The sequence below is a fragment of the Streptomyces sp. NPDC059994 genome (genome assembly GCF_042737755.1).
Classification (GTDB): domain Bacteria; phylum Actinomycetota; class Actinomycetes; order Streptomycetales; family Streptomycetaceae; genus Streptomyces.
On sequence record NZ_JBHWUR010000138.1, the window covers coordinates 1 to 13,892 of the forward strand.

Sequence of the window (13,892 nt, forward strand, 5' to 3'; positions counted from 1 at the left end):
CGCCCCGTCCCCGCTTCGGGGCTCTGCCCCGGACCCCGCGCCTCAAACGCCGGAGGGGCTGATTCTTGGCCGGGCCCAGCTCCGCACGCCGGAGGGGCTGAATTTGCCAGGGCGCCGCCCCTCTCACGCCGGAGGGGCTGATTCTTGGCCGGGCCCAGCTCCGCACGCCGGAGGGGCTGAATTTGCCAGGGCGCCGCTCCTCTCACGCCGGAGGGGCTGAATTTCGGCCGGACCCAGCTCGTCTGCGGGCCGCCTGTGGCTGGTCGCGCAGTTCCCCGCGCCCCTAACGGGCCCCGCCCCTCCAACGCCGACGGGGCGGAGCTACCTAAGGGGCGCGGGGAACTGCGCGACCAGCCCCCACCGAACCCGCAGACAAACACGGGGCCCGGGGCGCAGCCCCGCAACGGGGTCTGGGGGCGCAGCCCCCAGCAGACGGGCCCCACCCCCACCCGGCCGCCCGCCCAGGGCTTTCGGGAAGGGGCGGGGTGGGGCACAGAAACCAGTAACCTCAAAAGCGTGGCAAGCCGCTTCGACCCCCGTACCCCCACCCGCACCACCGTGCGCGGCGGCCACCTCCACGTACCCACACCCCCCACCCACCCCGCCCAGAACACCGGCACCCGCCACTACACCCCGCCCGGCCCCCTGGACCTCGGCCTCGTCCTGGGCCCCCTGCGAAGGGGCCCCGCCGACCCCACCTTCCGCACCACCCCGGACGGCTCGGTGTGGCGAGCCTCCCGCACCCCCGACGGCCCCGGCACCCTCCGCGTCGCGCTCCGCGAAGGCAGGGCGGAGGCCGAGGCGTGGGGGCCGGGCGCCGAGTGGCTGCTCGGGCACCTCCCGGGGCTCCTCGGGGACGCGGACGAACCCGGGGAGTTCGCCCCCCGCCACCGCCTCCTCGCCGAGTCCGTCCGGCGCCGGCCCGGCCTGCGGCTGACCAGGACCGGCCTGGTCCTGGAGTCGCTGATCCCATCGATCCTGGAGCAGAAGGTCACCGCGGACGAGGCCTACCGCGGCTGGCGGCTGCTGGTGCGCAAGTACGGCGAGCCCGCCCCGGGCCCGGCCGGCGACCGTATGCCGGAGCGGATGTACGTCATGCCCGACCCGAAGGCCTGGGCCCTGATCCCGTCCTGGGAGTGGCACCGCGCGGGCGTGGACGCCAAGCGCTCGTCGACGATCCTGCGCGCGGTACGCGTGGCCGGCCGTCTGGAGGAGGCCGCCGCACTGCCCCCGGAGGAGGCCGCGGCCCGGCTCCACCTCGTTCCCGGCATCGGCCCCTGGACCAGCGCCGAGACCCTGCAGCGCGCGATCGGCGCCCCCGACCTGGTCACCGTCGGGGACCTCCATCTGCCGGGCATCGTCGGGTACGCCCTGGCCGGCGACCGCACCGCCGACGACGCCGCGATGCTGGAGCTCCTCGCCCCGTACGCCGGTCAGCGCCACCGCGCCACCCGGCTGATCCTCCTCAGCGGCCGCACCCCGCCCCGCCGCGCGCCCCGGATGTCGCCACGCGACTTCGGGGCGCTGTAGGCGGGGCCGGTCCGGCCGGTCCGGCCGGTCCGATCAGCGGCTGGCCCGGAACCTCCCGCAGCGCACCGCAGGGTCCTTCAGCGCACCTCGATGAACGCGTCCGCCACCCGCCCCGGCCGCTCCTTCGGCGCCTCGGCCGGGTGTCCGACCGCCACCGCGCCCATCGGGTCCCAGCTGTCGGGCAGGCCGAGGACCTCCCGTACGACATCGCGGCAGAACATCGTGGACGACACCCACGCCGAGCCGAGCCGCTCGCCCGCAAGCGCCACCAGGAAGTTCTGCACGCCCGCGCCCGTGGCGACCACGAACATCTCGCGCTCGGCCGCGTCCCGGCGCGCGTCGCCGTAGCTGTGCGAGCCGTCCATCACCAGGCAGGGGACCACCAAGTACGGCGCGTCGCGCAGGACTTGGCCCCGGCGCACCCGCTTGGCGAGGAACTCCTCGGACTTGCCGTCGCGCCGCAGGTCGGCGATCCACGCGTCCCGCATCGCGTCGAGCAGCCGCACCCGCGACTCCTCGGACTCCAGCAGCACGAACCGCCAGGGGGTGGTGTGGTGCGGCGCCGGGGCCGTGACGGCGGCGGCCACCGCGCGGCGCACCGCGCCCGGGTCGACGGGCTCGTCGGTGAACGCACGGACCGTACGCCGCTGGGTCACCGCCGTCCGGATCGCCTCCGAGGTGCCCAGGCGGAACATGTCGTCGGCCGCGCCCCGCACCAGCGCCCGGGTGCCGCCCTCGGCGTCCGCCGAGACGAGGTGCGCCAGGCCGCTGACCACCGCGACCGGGAACCCGGCGGCCTTGCCCTTGACCAGGTCGCCCGCGGCGGCCAGTTCGTCGGCGCTGGCCACGACGGTCGTGTTGAGCTCGTTGCCGTGCGTGTCCGTGCCGCCGCGCAGGTCGTCGAGGACGCGCACGCCCGCGGCGCCGATCGCCACGTCGGTGAGCCCGGCGCGCCACGGCCGCCCGAAGGTGTCCGTCACCAGGACGCCCACCTCGACGCCGAGCGCGGCCCGGATCCCGGACCGGATCGCCTCGGCCGAGGCGTCGGGGTCCTCGGGCAGCAACAGCACGGTCCCGGCCGGGGTGTTGGAGGCATCGACCCCGGCGGCGGCCATGATCAGGCCCTGCCGGTTCTCGACGATGCGCAGGGCGCCGCGCCGGGCCACCACCCGTACCGTCTCGGCGTCGATCGCCGCCTCCCGGTCGGCCGCCTCGACGAGCCGCCCCTCCGCCTTGGAGACGATCTTCGAGGTGACCAGCAGGACGTCCCCGTCGACGAGGTCGGGCGCGGCCCCCGCGATGAGCTTCGCGAGATCGTCCCCGGCCCGCACCTCCGGTATGCCGCCGACGGCCCGTACGCGGTACGAGGGAGGGGTGCCCGTGGTGTCGGTGGTCACGCGCGCACCTCCTCGGCCAGCGTCAGCGCCTCGCGCGCCATCGCCGCCGTCGCGTCCAGGTCCGTCATCATCAGCGGGACCGCGCGGCAGCGGATGCCCGCCGCCTCGACCCGGTCCACGGCGGCCCGGTCGGCCGTGTCGACCAGCCAGCCGTCGAGGAGCCCCGACCCGTAGTGCTCGGCGACCGCCGCGGCCGTCGACTCGACGCCGACGGCGGCCAGCACCTTGTCCGCCATGCCCCGCACCGGCGCGCCCCCGACGATCGGGGAGAGCCCGACCACCGGGACGCCCGCCTCCGCGATCGCCTCGCGGATGCCGGGCACGGCCAGGATCGTGCCGACGCTGACGACAGGGTTGGACGGCGGGAAGAGGATCACGTCGGCGGCGGCGATGGCCTCCAGGACGCCCGGCGCGGGCTTGGCCTGGTCGGCCCCGACCGGCACCACGGCCGTCGCGTCCAGGGACGCCCGCAGCTTCACCCAGTACTCCTGGAAGTGGATGACCTTCCGCTCCCCGTCGGCCTCGACAGCCACATGTGTCTCGACCCGGTCGTCGGACATCGGGATCAGCCGGACGCCCGGCTGCCAGCGGGCGCAGAGCGCCTCCGTCACCGCGCTCAGCGGATAGCCCGCGCCGAGCATCTGCGTACGGACGATGTGGGTCGCGAAGTCGCGGTCGCCCAGGCCGAACCACTCGGGCCCCACCCCGTACGCCGCGAGCTCCTCCTTGACGTGGAAGGACTCGTCGGTCCTGCCCCAGCCCTGCTCCTCGTTGATGCCACCGCCCAGGGTGTACATCACCGTGTCGAGGTCGGGGCAGACCTTCAGCCCGAACAGATGGATGTCGTCACCGGTGTTGCCGATCACCGTGATGTCCGCGTCCGGCGCGGCCTGCTTGAGGCCGCGCAGAAAACGGGCACCACCGATGCCGCCGGCCAGAACCACAATGCGCATGTACAGAGTCTGTCAGGCGGGTACGACATCCGCGGCGGCGGCTGTGGACTGGCTGGCGTGCATCGGCATGTCGGTCAGGCCCGGGTAGTAGATGTGCAGGCTGACGGCCGGTTCCAGGGAGTCGTTGACGACCTCGTGGACGTAGCCGGGCGCGAAGACGCGCTGGGCCCCGGCGTCCAGGGCGCGGGTGCCGCGCTCGGTGCGCTCGGTCAACTCGCCCTGGAGCACGGTCAGTACGCCCGAGGAGTCGCCGTGGTCGTGCAGCCCGCTGCGCTGCCCGGGCACCCAGGACAGCAGCCAGACCTCGTAGCCGACCGGGGCCTCCCCGTCTTGAGCGGAGCCGAGAGCTTGGGGAACTGTGCGCAGCCGGTGGTACCAGCGGCTGGTCGCGTCGTACTGGACGAGCGGCTCCCACTGGGCGCGGTCGGCCGCGAGGGAGCGGGCCAGGCCGACGAAGTCGGCGACGGTGCTCGGGTGCTCGCGGGCGGGCTGGAGGAGGTGCAGGACCTCAAGGAGGTCGCCGGCGATCTGAAGGTCGCTGTCGCTGTTCATGGGTGCGGTGGTTCCTCGGCAGTAACTCAGGAAGCAGTGCGGGGGTGTCGCGAGGGCGTGTGCGCGTGGGTGCGCGAGCGGCCCGAAGGGCCGGGAAGACGCGGAGAAGGCTGGAGCGCTACGGCATCAACAGCTGGAACAGCAACAGCGCGCCTGGACAGCACTGCGGAACCCACGGAGGTGGGTCGCGAAGAGCGCTGTGGTCGCTGGCATGCAATCAAAGGTGACCAAGAAGAGCCGAGCTGTCAACTCAATACCCGATTTGGCCGCAATGTTTCACCTCATCCGGTTACTGCGCACGGAGAAAGGTTTGTGCACAGTCGCCGCCGGAGATGTGGCGCTGCAACCGGGTGCGCAAACGCCGTCGTGTCCTCGTGACCGGACTGTGATCCCAGTCGCTTCCGCCACCCGGACGCAACAAGATCGATATTCGACTCGTCTTCTCTGGGCAGGTGAGGGGGGAGCGATTGAGCCATTGGTGTGTGTCATGGTTTTTGCCGATTTGAACACTTTCCGTATAGCTTTGGTTCCGCAGAGTGAATACGGGGCCCAATAGCAGATCTCGGCTTGACTGGCCCGGATCCACACACTTGTAATTTCACTCGTGTCGTTCGCCCGAAATCGGTAACGGCAGCATCACGGGGCAGCAAAGACAGACGAGGGGTGCACATGACCGAGGTGTTCCAGGAGCTGCTGGTCGACGATGTGGACGAAGAACTCGGCTGGCAGGAGCGCGCGCTGTGCGCCCAGACCGACCCCGAGTCCTTCTTTCCCGAGAAGGGCGGCTCCACCCGGGAGGCCAAGAAGGTCTGCCTCGCCTGTGAAGTCCGCTCCGAGTGCCTCGAATACGCCCTCGCGAATGACGAACGATTCGGCATCTGGGGCGGACTGTCCGAACGGGAACGCCGTCGCCTGAAGAAGGCGGCGGTCTAGTTTTTTCGGGGGTTTTGCCCCCTCCGGACCCCCTCCGGACCCCGTCCGGGCCCCCTCCGGCTCCACCCGGCCTCCGCAGGCGGCGGACTGCCGCGTTCCCCAGCCATTAGTGTGGGGCGCTGCCAGTCAGCACAGCAGCCTCCGGGGCCCCCAACCCCCGGACCCCGGCCGGAGGGGCCCGTACCTCGATGTCCGTGCACAGCCAGTCGACTGCCCCGTACTCCGAGGCCGCGACCCCCGAGTTCCCCAGACACGTCGTCACCGCCGTGCTCGTCACGCACGACGGCGCGCGCTGGCTGCCCGACGCCCTCGCCGGCCTGCTCGGCCAGGAACGCCCCGTACAGAGCGCGTACGCGGCCGACACCGGCAGCGCCGACGACTCCGCCCGCCTGGTCACCGAGGCCCTGGGCGCCGACCGCGTCCTGCACCTCGCGCGCCGCACCGGCTTCGGCGCCGCCGTCGACGAGGCCGTCCGCTCCGCGGGGGTGCTCGGCCCGGAGGAGCTCCCGTACCTGAAGCGCCCCAGCGGCTGGGACCCCGTCTCGCGCAGCTGGCGCGACGACACCTACGACCTGCCCGAACTGCCGCACGGCGAGCCCGTCCAGTGGCTCTGGCTGCTGCACGACGACTGCGCCCCCGCGCCCGACGCCCTCGCCGAACTGCTGCGCGTCGCCGACTCCGACGCCCACACCGCGATCGTCGGCCCCAAACTGCGCGGCTGGTACGACCGCAAGCAGCTGCTCGAAGTGGGCGTCTCCATCGCCCGCAGCGGCCGCCGCTGGACCGGCCTGGACCGGCGCGAGCAGGACCAGGGCCAGCACGACCAGGTCCGCCCGGTCCTGTCCGTGTCCTCCGCCGGCATGCTGATCCGCCGCGATGTGTGGGAGGAGCTCGGCGGCTTCGACCGGCGGCTGCCGCTGATGCGCGACGACGTCGACCTGTGCTGGCGCGCGCACGCCGCCGGGCACTCCGTCCTCGTCGCCCCCGAAGCCGTCGTCCGGCACGCCGAGGCCGCCGCCCGCGAGCGCCGGACCGTCGACTGCGCGGGCCGCTCCGCCGTCGACCCGCACCGGGTCGACAAGGCGGGCGCCGTCTACACGATGCTCGTCAACTCGCGCCCCGCCGCGCTGCCGTACGTGTTCCTGCGCATCGTCGTCGGCACCGTACTGCGCACCCTCGCCTATCTGGTGGGCAAGGCGCCCGGCCAGGCCGTCGACGAGATCATGGGCCTGTCCGCGACCCTGCTTCGGCCCGGCCGGATCCTCGCCGGACGGCGCAGGCGCGGCAGGAGCGGGGTGGAGGCGAGCGAGCTGCGGCCGCTCTTCCCGCCGCCCGGCGCCACCGTCCGCGCCACCGTCGAACAGGTCGCCGCCGGCCTCGGCGCCGGGGCCGAGGACACCGGCGGCTCCCGGCACGGCGCCGTCGAGTCCGGGCCCGGCGGAGACGACGCCGACTTCCTGGAGATCGAGCAGTTCGCGCGGCTGAAGAAGATCGCCCGCAAACCCGCGCCCGTCCTGTTCGCCCTGCTCCTGCTGATCTCGCTGACCGCCTGCCGCGAACTGCTCGGCGGCGGCGCCCTCTCCGGCGGCGCCCTGCTCCCCGCGCCCTCGGGCGTCGGCGACCTGTGGGGCCGCTACGCGGACGCCTGGCACCCCATCGGCACCGGCGGCACCCAGACCGCCCCGCCCTACCTCGCGGCCATCGCCGCCCTCGCCGCCCTCTGCTTCGGCTCCACCGGCTTCGCCCTGACCCTGCTGCTCGTCTGCTCGGTCCCGCTGGCCGGACTCACCGCCTACTTCGCCTCGCGGCCCCTCGTCGAGTCGCGCCTGCTGCGCGCCTGGGCGGCCGTCGCCTACGCCCTCCTGCCCGCCGCCACCGGCGCCCTCGCCACCGGCCGGCTGGGCACCGCCGTCCTCGCCGTACTCCTGCCGCTGATCGCCCGCGCGGGCGTCACCGCCGCCGGGTTCCGCGGCGAGGGCCGCGGCGATCAGGAAGAGGCCGCGCGAAGCGCGTCGGTGAGGGGTGGTGGTCGGGCGACGGGCGGGCGCGCGACCTGGACGTACGCGCTGCTGCTCACCGTCGCCGTGGCGTTCACCCCCGTCGTCTGGCCCGTCGCCGCGCTCCTCGGAGCCGTCGTCCTGGTGCTGCGCCGCGACGACATCACCGCTTACGGACTGCGTTTCCTCGCCGCCGTCGGCACCCCCCTCCTGATCCTCGCCCCCTGGTCGCTGACGCTGCTCACCGGCCCGTCCGGCTTCTTCCGCGAGGCCGGTCTGGAGTACGGCAAGGGCTCGGCCTCCGCGCTCGACCTGCTCGGCGCGAGCCCCGGCGGCCCCAAGACCGTCGGCGGACTGCTCCTCGTCGGCTTCGTGCTGGCCGCGCTCGCCGCACTGCTGCGTGGCGAGCGGGAGTTCGCCATCCGCACCGCCTGGGCCGTCGCCCTCACCGGGTTCCTCTTCGCCGCCCTCTCCAACAACAGCGACTGGGCGGGCCCGGCCACCCTCATCTACGGCCTCGCCCTGCTCGCCGCCGCCGTACTCGGCGCCGAGGGCGCCAAGGAGCGCGTCGCCGCCCACGGCTTCGGCTGGCGCCAGCCGGTCGCCGCACTGATCGCCCTGGCCGCCGCGGTCGCTCCGCTGATCGCGGCGGGCGGCTGGATGCTGAGCGGCGCCGACGGCCCGCTGGAGCGCCGCGACCCGGTGCAGGTGCCCGCGTTCGTCGCGGAGGAGAGCGGCACCCGCGACCAGGCCCGCACCCTCGTCCTGGGCGGCACCTCGGCCGCCAAGGTCTCCTACACCCTGGTCCGCGGCTCCGGCGGCCGCCTCGGCGACGCCGAACTCGCCGCCTCCGGCGGCAGCGACCCCCGCCTGGACAAGGTCGTCGCCAACCTGGTCGCCGGCTCCGGCGCCGACCAGTCCTCCCAGCTCAGCGGCTTCGCCGTGCGCTATGTGCTGGTACGCGACGGAGCGCCCCGCGCCTTCGGCCGGGTCCTGGACACCACCCCCGGCCTCAGCCGGCTGAGCCAGCTCGACGGCAGCGCGCTGTGGCGCGTCGACCGGCAGGTCGCCCGCGCCGTCATCGTGCCGCCCGCCGCCTCCGCCGGAGCCCAGACGGGGTCGGCGCAGACCGGCGCCGCCGAGCCGGTGGCCGTCGCCGCCGACCCGGTCGACGTCCACACCAAGATCCCGGCCGGTCCGGTCGACCGCGTCCTGCGGCTCGCCGACCGGGCCGCGCCCGGCTGGACCGCGACCCTCGACGGCAAGCCGCTGAAGAAGACCACCGTCGACGGCTGGGCCCAGGGCTTCCAACTCCCCGCCGACGGCGGCCGCCTGGACATCACCTACGACGCCCCCTTCACCCACACCGCGTGGATCTGGGCCCAGTCACTCCTCGCCCTGGTGCTCGTCGTGCTCGCCCTGCCGGGCCGCCGCCGCCGGATCGACGACGACCTGCCCGAGGAGGAGCAGCCGGTGCTGCCCCCGGCCCGGGACGGCGAGGGCCGCCGGGCCCGCCGCCTGCGCGCCCAGGCGGAGGCCGAGGCCGAGGCCGCCGGCGCCGAGCCGACGGCGGAGCCCGAAGACCCGGCCGGCCAGGACTTCCCGCCCCCGCCGGCCACCGCGCCCACGGCCCCCGAGCACGACCCGTACGCGACCGCCCAGTACGCCGAGGTGCCGCAGCAGCAGTCCTACGGACAGTGGGACGAGACGGCGTACACCAACGCCGAGTACCCGCAGCAGCAGTACGACCCCTACCAGCAGCAGTACCAGCAGTACGACCCGTACCAACAGCAGCAGTACCCGCCGCAGGAGCCCGCGTACGACCCCTACGGCTATGGCTACGGCGGGGAGCAGGCGCCGGGCCAGGGGCAGGGCGAGGGCGGCCGCATCCCCGGCCAGGGCCCTGACGGCCAGGGCCCTGACGGCCAGGGCCACGACACCGAGCAGCCGCACCGCCCCGACGGGAGCAACCAGTGAACCGCAGCACCCTCTCCCTGATCGCGGCCGCCGTCGCCCTCGCCGCCGTCACCGGCTTCGCGGCCGTCACCGCGCCGGGCGGCGACTCGGTGAAGGCCGACGCGAAGGGTCCGGCACGGCTGCCCGTCGAGCGCTCCAGCCTGCTGTGCCCGGCGCCCAGCCTGTCCGACCTGGCGGAGACCACGTACACCACGTACACCCCGAAGGGCAGCGGCGACGCGGGCGCCAAGGCGGGCACGGCCGGCAGCGCCGTGCTGAAGCCCGCCGTCACCCCGCTCACCGACGGTGCCCCCGCCAAGTCCACCGACAAGGCGGACAAGGACAAGGACAAGAAGGGCAAGAAGGGGAAGACCCCCGAGAAGCCCGACCCCAACAAGGCGGTCGTCACCCTCAAGGAGCCCGGCAAGCCCGCGTCGGCCACAGCCGACGGCTCCGACGCCCCCGCGCTCGCCGGGTCCGCCGACGGCCCGCTCGCGCCCGGCTGGGCGGCGCAGCAGACCACGGTGGTCTCGGCGGGCGACACGCGCGCGGTGCTCGGCGCCCGCTGCACCGAACCCGACACCGACTTCTGGTTCCCCGGCTCTTCCACCGCCAAGACCCGTCAGGACTACGTCCATCTGACCAACCCCGACGACACCGCGGCGGTCGCCGACATCGAGCTGTTCGGCAAGGACGGCGTCATCAAGTCGGAGGTGGGGGAGGGCATTACGGTCCCCGCCAAATCCAGCGTCCCTGTTCTGTTGTCAACGTTGACCTCGGCGGCGGCCGATGACCTGACCGTTCACGTCACGACCCGCTCCGGCCGGGTCGGGGCGGTCGTGCAGGCATCGGACGCGAAGGCGGGCGCGGACTGGCTGTCCGCGTCGGCCGACCCGGCGGCGAGCCAGGTCCTCCCGGGCATCCCGGGCGACGCCACCGACGTACGCCTGGTGGTGTACGCCAAGGGCGCCGACGACGCCGATCTCAAGGTGCGGCTGGCCGGTGCGGGCGGCAGCTTCACCCCTGCTGGTCTGGACACCGTCCACGTGAAGTCGGGGATGACGGCGTCCTTTGATCTGAAGAACGTCACGAGGGGTGAGGCAGGTTCCCTGTTGCTCACCCCGACTTCGGATGGCGGAAAAACGCCCATCGTGGCGGCGCTGCGCGTAGTGCGCGGCACGGGTGACAAGCAGGAGACCGCATACATTCCGGCCACCGCGCCGGTCGGCGACCGGTCCACGGCCGCCGACAACCGGGCCAAGGGCTCGACGCTGGCGTTCACCGCGCCGACCGCCGCCGCCACGGTCAAGGTCACCGCGTCGCCCGGCACCGAGGGCGGCGAGCCGCAGACCAAGACGTACACCGTGAAGGCCGGCACCACGCTGGCGGTGGAGCCGCCGGTCCCGTCCGGGCTTAAGGGCTCGTACGCGCTGACGGTCCAGACCCAGCCGGGCAGCGGCCCCGTCTACGCCTCCCGCACGCTGGCGCTGCCGCAGGACGGCATCCCGATGTTCACCGTGCAGACGCTCCCCGACGACAAGGGAACGGTGGCGGTCCCGGCGGCGAAGCAGGACCTGTCGGTACTGGACGACTGAGGACGGATCCGGTTCGGTTCAGCCCTGTCGGATCAGCCCTGTCGTTTCAGTCCTGTCGTTTCAGTCCTGTCCGTTCAGTCCTGTCCGTAGCGGGGATCGACCGACTCCGGTGCGAGACCGAGGAGTTCGGCGACCTGCTCGACCACGACCTCGTGGACGAGCAGGGCCCGCTCGTCCCGGCTCTTGGTGCGGATCTCGACGGGCCGCCGGTAGACGATGATCCGCGCGGGCGAGCCCTTGGAGGCGGGCAGCGCGCGGCCCAGCGGCACGGCCTCGTCGCTCCACCCGTCGTCGTCGGACTCGGGCAGCGGCACGTCGGAGACGAGGAATTCGACGTCGGCCAGCTGCGGCCAGCGGCGCTCCAGCCGCTCCACCGAGTCCCGCACCAGATCGCGGAAGCTCTCCGCGCGGCTCGCCGAGAGCGGCACCTGCGGCGGCGCCACGGGTCCGCGCATGCCCCTCCCGTGCCGGTCGCGGCGGCGGGGCCGCGGGCCGGCCGGTACGGAGTCGGGGCCGGAGCCGATGCCGGAACTGGAACTGTCCATCACTGACGCAGCGTAGCCCTCCGGAGCGCCGTGCGATCGCGGCGGCGGCCCGTTCCACGGCATGTCGCGTGATGACCGTTTCCCTCTCGCTTGAGAGCGATTACCGGCCCATACGGGACAGTGGATTTCGCGTCGTTTGACCGGAAGATTCCCAAGTACGGAACGTAATCGGTCCGGTCACATGCCGTGCGGCCCTCTTCCCGTGCAGGTCAGCCCAGTTGCTCATGGGGCCGCTGTGCCCGAGCTCACACCGCGACACGGTGGAGTGACCCGGTGGAGAGTCGTCGCGGCCCGCTCAAGAGTGCGGTACCGTCCAACGTCGTGAGCCCTGTACGTCGCTGTTCGCGCACTGCGTGCGGCCGCCCTGCCGTCGCGACACTGACGTACGTCTACGCGGACTCGACCGCAGTCCTCGGCCCGCTCGCCACCTACGCCGAGCCCCATTGCTATGACCTGTGCGCCGAGCACAGTGAGCGCCTCACCGCGCCCCGTGGCTGGGAGGTCGTCCGCCTCACCGACGCCTCCGCCCCGAGCCGCCCCAGCGGTGACGATCTGGAAGCGCTTGCCAACGCGGTACGGGAAGCGGCCCGTCCGCACGAACGTGCCGCCCAGGCCGGTGGCGCCCGCGCGGCCGACCCCAGGGAGGTCGCCCGCCGAGGCCACCTCCGAGTCCTGCGCTCCCCGGAGCCCTGACGGGCCGAGCGAACCGGCCGCAGGGGACGGGGGCCGGGCGTGCGAGCCCCGACCCTCACGGGCCGACCGCTCCGGAGTCCTCCACCGCGTCGCGTTCTCCATAGGCCTGGAGTTCTCACGAGGCCTGAAGTTCTCCACAGGCATCGCGTTCTCCACAGGCGCGGCAGCCCTGACAGCCCCAGCCGGTAGCCTCGGTCCAGGGGGCCGCATGTTTCCGCAGATGATTTCAGAAGGGTTGGGCCGTGGCTGCTGATCTGTCGCAGATCGTGAAGGCGTACGACGTCCGCGGGGTGGTGCCGGATCAGTGGGACGAGTCCCTGGCCGAGTTGTTCGGAGCGGCTTTCGTACGGGTGGTGGGCGCCGACGCGATCGTGGTCGGGCATGACATGCGCCCCTCGTCCCCCGGCCTGTCGGCGGCGTTCGCGCGCGGCGCGGCCCGCCAGGGCGCGGACGTCACGCTGATCGGGCTGTGCTCCACGGACCAGCTGTACTACGCGTCCGGGAAGCTGAACCTGCCCGGCGCCATGTTCACGGCGTCCCACAACCCGGCCCAGTACAACGGCATCAAGCTCTGCCGCGCGGGCGCCGCCCCGGTCGGCCAGGACACGGGCCTGGCCGACATCCGCGCCCTGGTCGAAGCCTGGTCGGAGTCGGGCGCCCCGGAAGCGGCGGCGACGACCGGCACGCTCGACGAGCGCGACACGCTCGCGGACTACGCCGCCCACCTCAAGTCCCTGGTCGACGTCGCCGGCATCCGCCCCCTCAAGGTCGTCGTGGACGCGGGCAACGGCATGGGCGGCCACACGGTTCCCACCGTCTTCGACGGTCTGCCGCTGACGCTGGTGCCGATGTACTTCGAGCTCGACGGCACCTTCCCCAACCACGAGGCCAACCCCCTCGACCCCGCCAACATCGTCGACCTCCAGGAGCGCGTCCGTGCCGAGGGCGCCGACCTGGGCATCGCCTTCGACGGCGACGCCGACCGCTGCTTCGTGGTGGACGAGCGCGGCGAGGGAGTCTCCCCGTCCGCCGTGACCGCGCTGGTGGCGGCCCGTGAGCTGGCCAAGCACCCGGGCGGCACGGTGATCCACAACCTGATCACGTCCTGGTCCGTCCCGGAGGTCGTCCGCGAGAACGGCGGCATCCCGGTCCGCACCCGGGTCGGCCACTCGTTCATCAAGCAGGAGATGGCGCGTTCGGGCGCGATCTTCGGCGGCGAGCACTCCGCGCACTACTACTTCAAGGACTTCTGGAACGCCGACACCGGCATGCTGGCGGCCCTGCACGTCCTGGCCGCCCTGGGCACCCAGAAGACCCCGCTCTCCCGCCTGCTGGCGTCGTACGACCGCTACACGGGCTCGGGCGAGATCAACTCGACGGTGACCGACCAGACCGCCCGTACGGAGGCGGTCCGCGCGGCCTTCGCGACGCGGCAGGGCGTCACCACGGACGAGCTGGACGGCCTGACGGTCGCCACGGCCGACTGGTGGTTCAACCTGCGCCCCTCCAACACCGAGCCCCTTCTGCGGCTGAACGTCGAGGCGCGCGACGAACCGACGATGGCGAAGCTGCGGGACGAGGTCCTGGCGCTGGTACGGGCGTAATCCCGTGCCGGACGGCCGGGACCGGTTCCGGCCGTGCGGCACGGGGCCGGTGCCCGCGGGCCCGCGGGGCCGGGGCGGGGGGGCGCCGCCCCCCCGGCGGCCCCGCCCCCCCGGGGGGCCGCCCCCCCCCCCCCCCC

The 13,892-nt window shown here is 73.5% G+C and carries 10 protein-coding genes; 6 read left to right on the forward strand and 4 right to left on the reverse strand.

The annotated features are described in order from the left end of the window. Positions 1-516: 516 nt before the first annotated feature. Positions 517-1,530: a DNA-3-methyladenine glycosylase family protein gene (locus ACFWA7_RS36265; RefSeq protein ID WP_385827335.1), complete on the forward strand. Its 1,014-nt coding sequence runs from the start codon at positions 517-519 to the stop codon at positions 1,528-1,530. A 77-nt stretch (positions 1,531-1,607) separates the two neighbouring features. Here the strand turns inward: ACFWA7_RS36265 and ACFWA7_RS36270 are convergent, their stop codons facing one another. Genes ACFWA7_RS36270 through ACFWA7_RS36280 form a run of 3 tightly spaced genes read right to left on the reverse strand, consistent with a single transcriptional unit; the run spans position 1,608 to position 4,432 of the window. After that, entirely contained in the window at positions 1,608-2,927 is a 1,320-nt protein-coding gene (locus ACFWA7_RS36270; RefSeq protein WP_385827337.1) for a coenzyme F420-0:L-glutamate ligase, read from the reverse strand. Then, entirely contained in the window at positions 2,924-3,880 is a 957-nt protein-coding gene (gene cofD, locus ACFWA7_RS36275; protein ID WP_385827339.1) for a 2-phospho-L-lactate transferase, read from the reverse strand. Before cofD ends, ACFWA7_RS36270 begins: the two co-directional genes overlap by 4 nt. 12 nt (positions 3,881-3,892) lie before the next feature. Then, positions 3,893-4,432, reverse strand: a complete 540-nt coding sequence (locus ACFWA7_RS36280; protein ID WP_385827341.1) for a cysteine dioxygenase — start codon at positions 4,430-4,432, stop codon at positions 3,893-3,895. Positions 4,433-5,101: 669 nt separating this feature from the next. Between ACFWA7_RS36280 and ACFWA7_RS36285 the strand changes: the two genes are divergently transcribed. The 3 genes from ACFWA7_RS36285 (at position 5,102) to ACFWA7_RS36295 (ending at position 10,913) form a co-directional block, all read left to right on the forward strand. Further along, positions 5,102-5,365, forward strand: coding sequence for a WhiB family transcriptional regulator (locus tag ACFWA7_RS36285; RefSeq protein ID WP_067159810.1), 264 nt, complete (start codon positions 5,102-5,104; stop codon positions 5,363-5,365). 188 nt (positions 5,366-5,553) lie between these two features. Further along, positions 5,554-9,339, forward strand: coding sequence for a glycosyltransferase family 2 protein (locus ACFWA7_RS36290; protein WP_385827343.1), 3,786 nt, complete (start codon positions 5,554-5,556; stop codon positions 9,337-9,339). Continuing rightward, positions 9,336-10,913, forward strand: a complete 1,578-nt coding sequence (locus ACFWA7_RS36295) for a DUF5719 family protein (RefSeq protein ID WP_385827346.1) — start codon at positions 9,336-9,338, stop codon at positions 10,911-10,913. Before ACFWA7_RS36290 ends, ACFWA7_RS36295 begins: the two co-directional genes overlap by 4 nt. Before the next feature lie 74 nt (positions 10,914-10,987). On the opposite strand, the gene ACFWA7_RS36300 is transcribed toward ACFWA7_RS36295, so the two are convergent. Then, positions 10,988-11,458 (reverse strand): metallopeptidase family protein, encoded by a 471-nt coding sequence (locus ACFWA7_RS36300; protein WP_385549147.1) that lies wholly within the window; start codon positions 11,456-11,458, stop codon positions 10,988-10,990. A gap of 273 nt (positions 11,459-11,731) precedes the next feature. Between ACFWA7_RS36300 and ACFWA7_RS36305 the strand changes: the two genes are divergently transcribed. Together ACFWA7_RS36305 and ACFWA7_RS36310 are read left to right on the forward strand one after the other, a co-directional pair. Next, the gene (locus ACFWA7_RS36305; RefSeq protein WP_385549144.1) at positions 11,732-12,151 is read left to right on the forward strand and encodes a DUF3499 domain-containing protein; all 420 of its coding nucleotides are present in this window, start codon (positions 11,732-11,734) and stop codon (positions 12,149-12,151) included. Positions 12,152-12,393: 242 nt separating this feature from the next. Next, entirely contained in the window at positions 12,394-13,755 is a 1,362-nt protein-coding gene (locus ACFWA7_RS36310) for a phosphomannomutase/phosphoglucomutase (RefSeq protein ID WP_385549142.1), read from the forward strand. Positions 13,756-13,892: the final 137 nt, after the last annotated feature.

What these genes read in the sequence shown, in the direction of transcription:
- cofD (WP_385827339.1), bottom strand. Translation starts at nt 3,880, where the DNA reads ATGCGCATTGTGGTTCTGGCCGGCGGCATCGGTGGTGCCCGTTTTCTG.
- ACFWA7_RS36280 (WP_385827341.1), bottom strand. Translation starts at nt 4,432, where the DNA reads ATGAACAGCGACAGCGACCTTCAGATCGCCGGCGACCTCCTTGAGGTC.
- ACFWA7_RS36285 (WP_067159810.1), top strand. Translation starts at nt 5,102, where the DNA reads ATGACCGAGGTGTTCCAGGAGCTGCTGGTCGACGATGTGGACGAAGAA.
- ACFWA7_RS36290 (WP_385827343.1), top strand. Translation starts at nt 5,554, where the DNA reads ATGTCCGTGCACAGCCAGTCGACTGCCCCGTACTCCGAGGCCGCGACC.
- ACFWA7_RS36300 (WP_385549147.1), bottom strand. Translation starts at nt 11,458, where the DNA reads ATGGACAGTTCCAGTTCCGGCATCGGCTCCGGCCCCGACTCCGTACCG.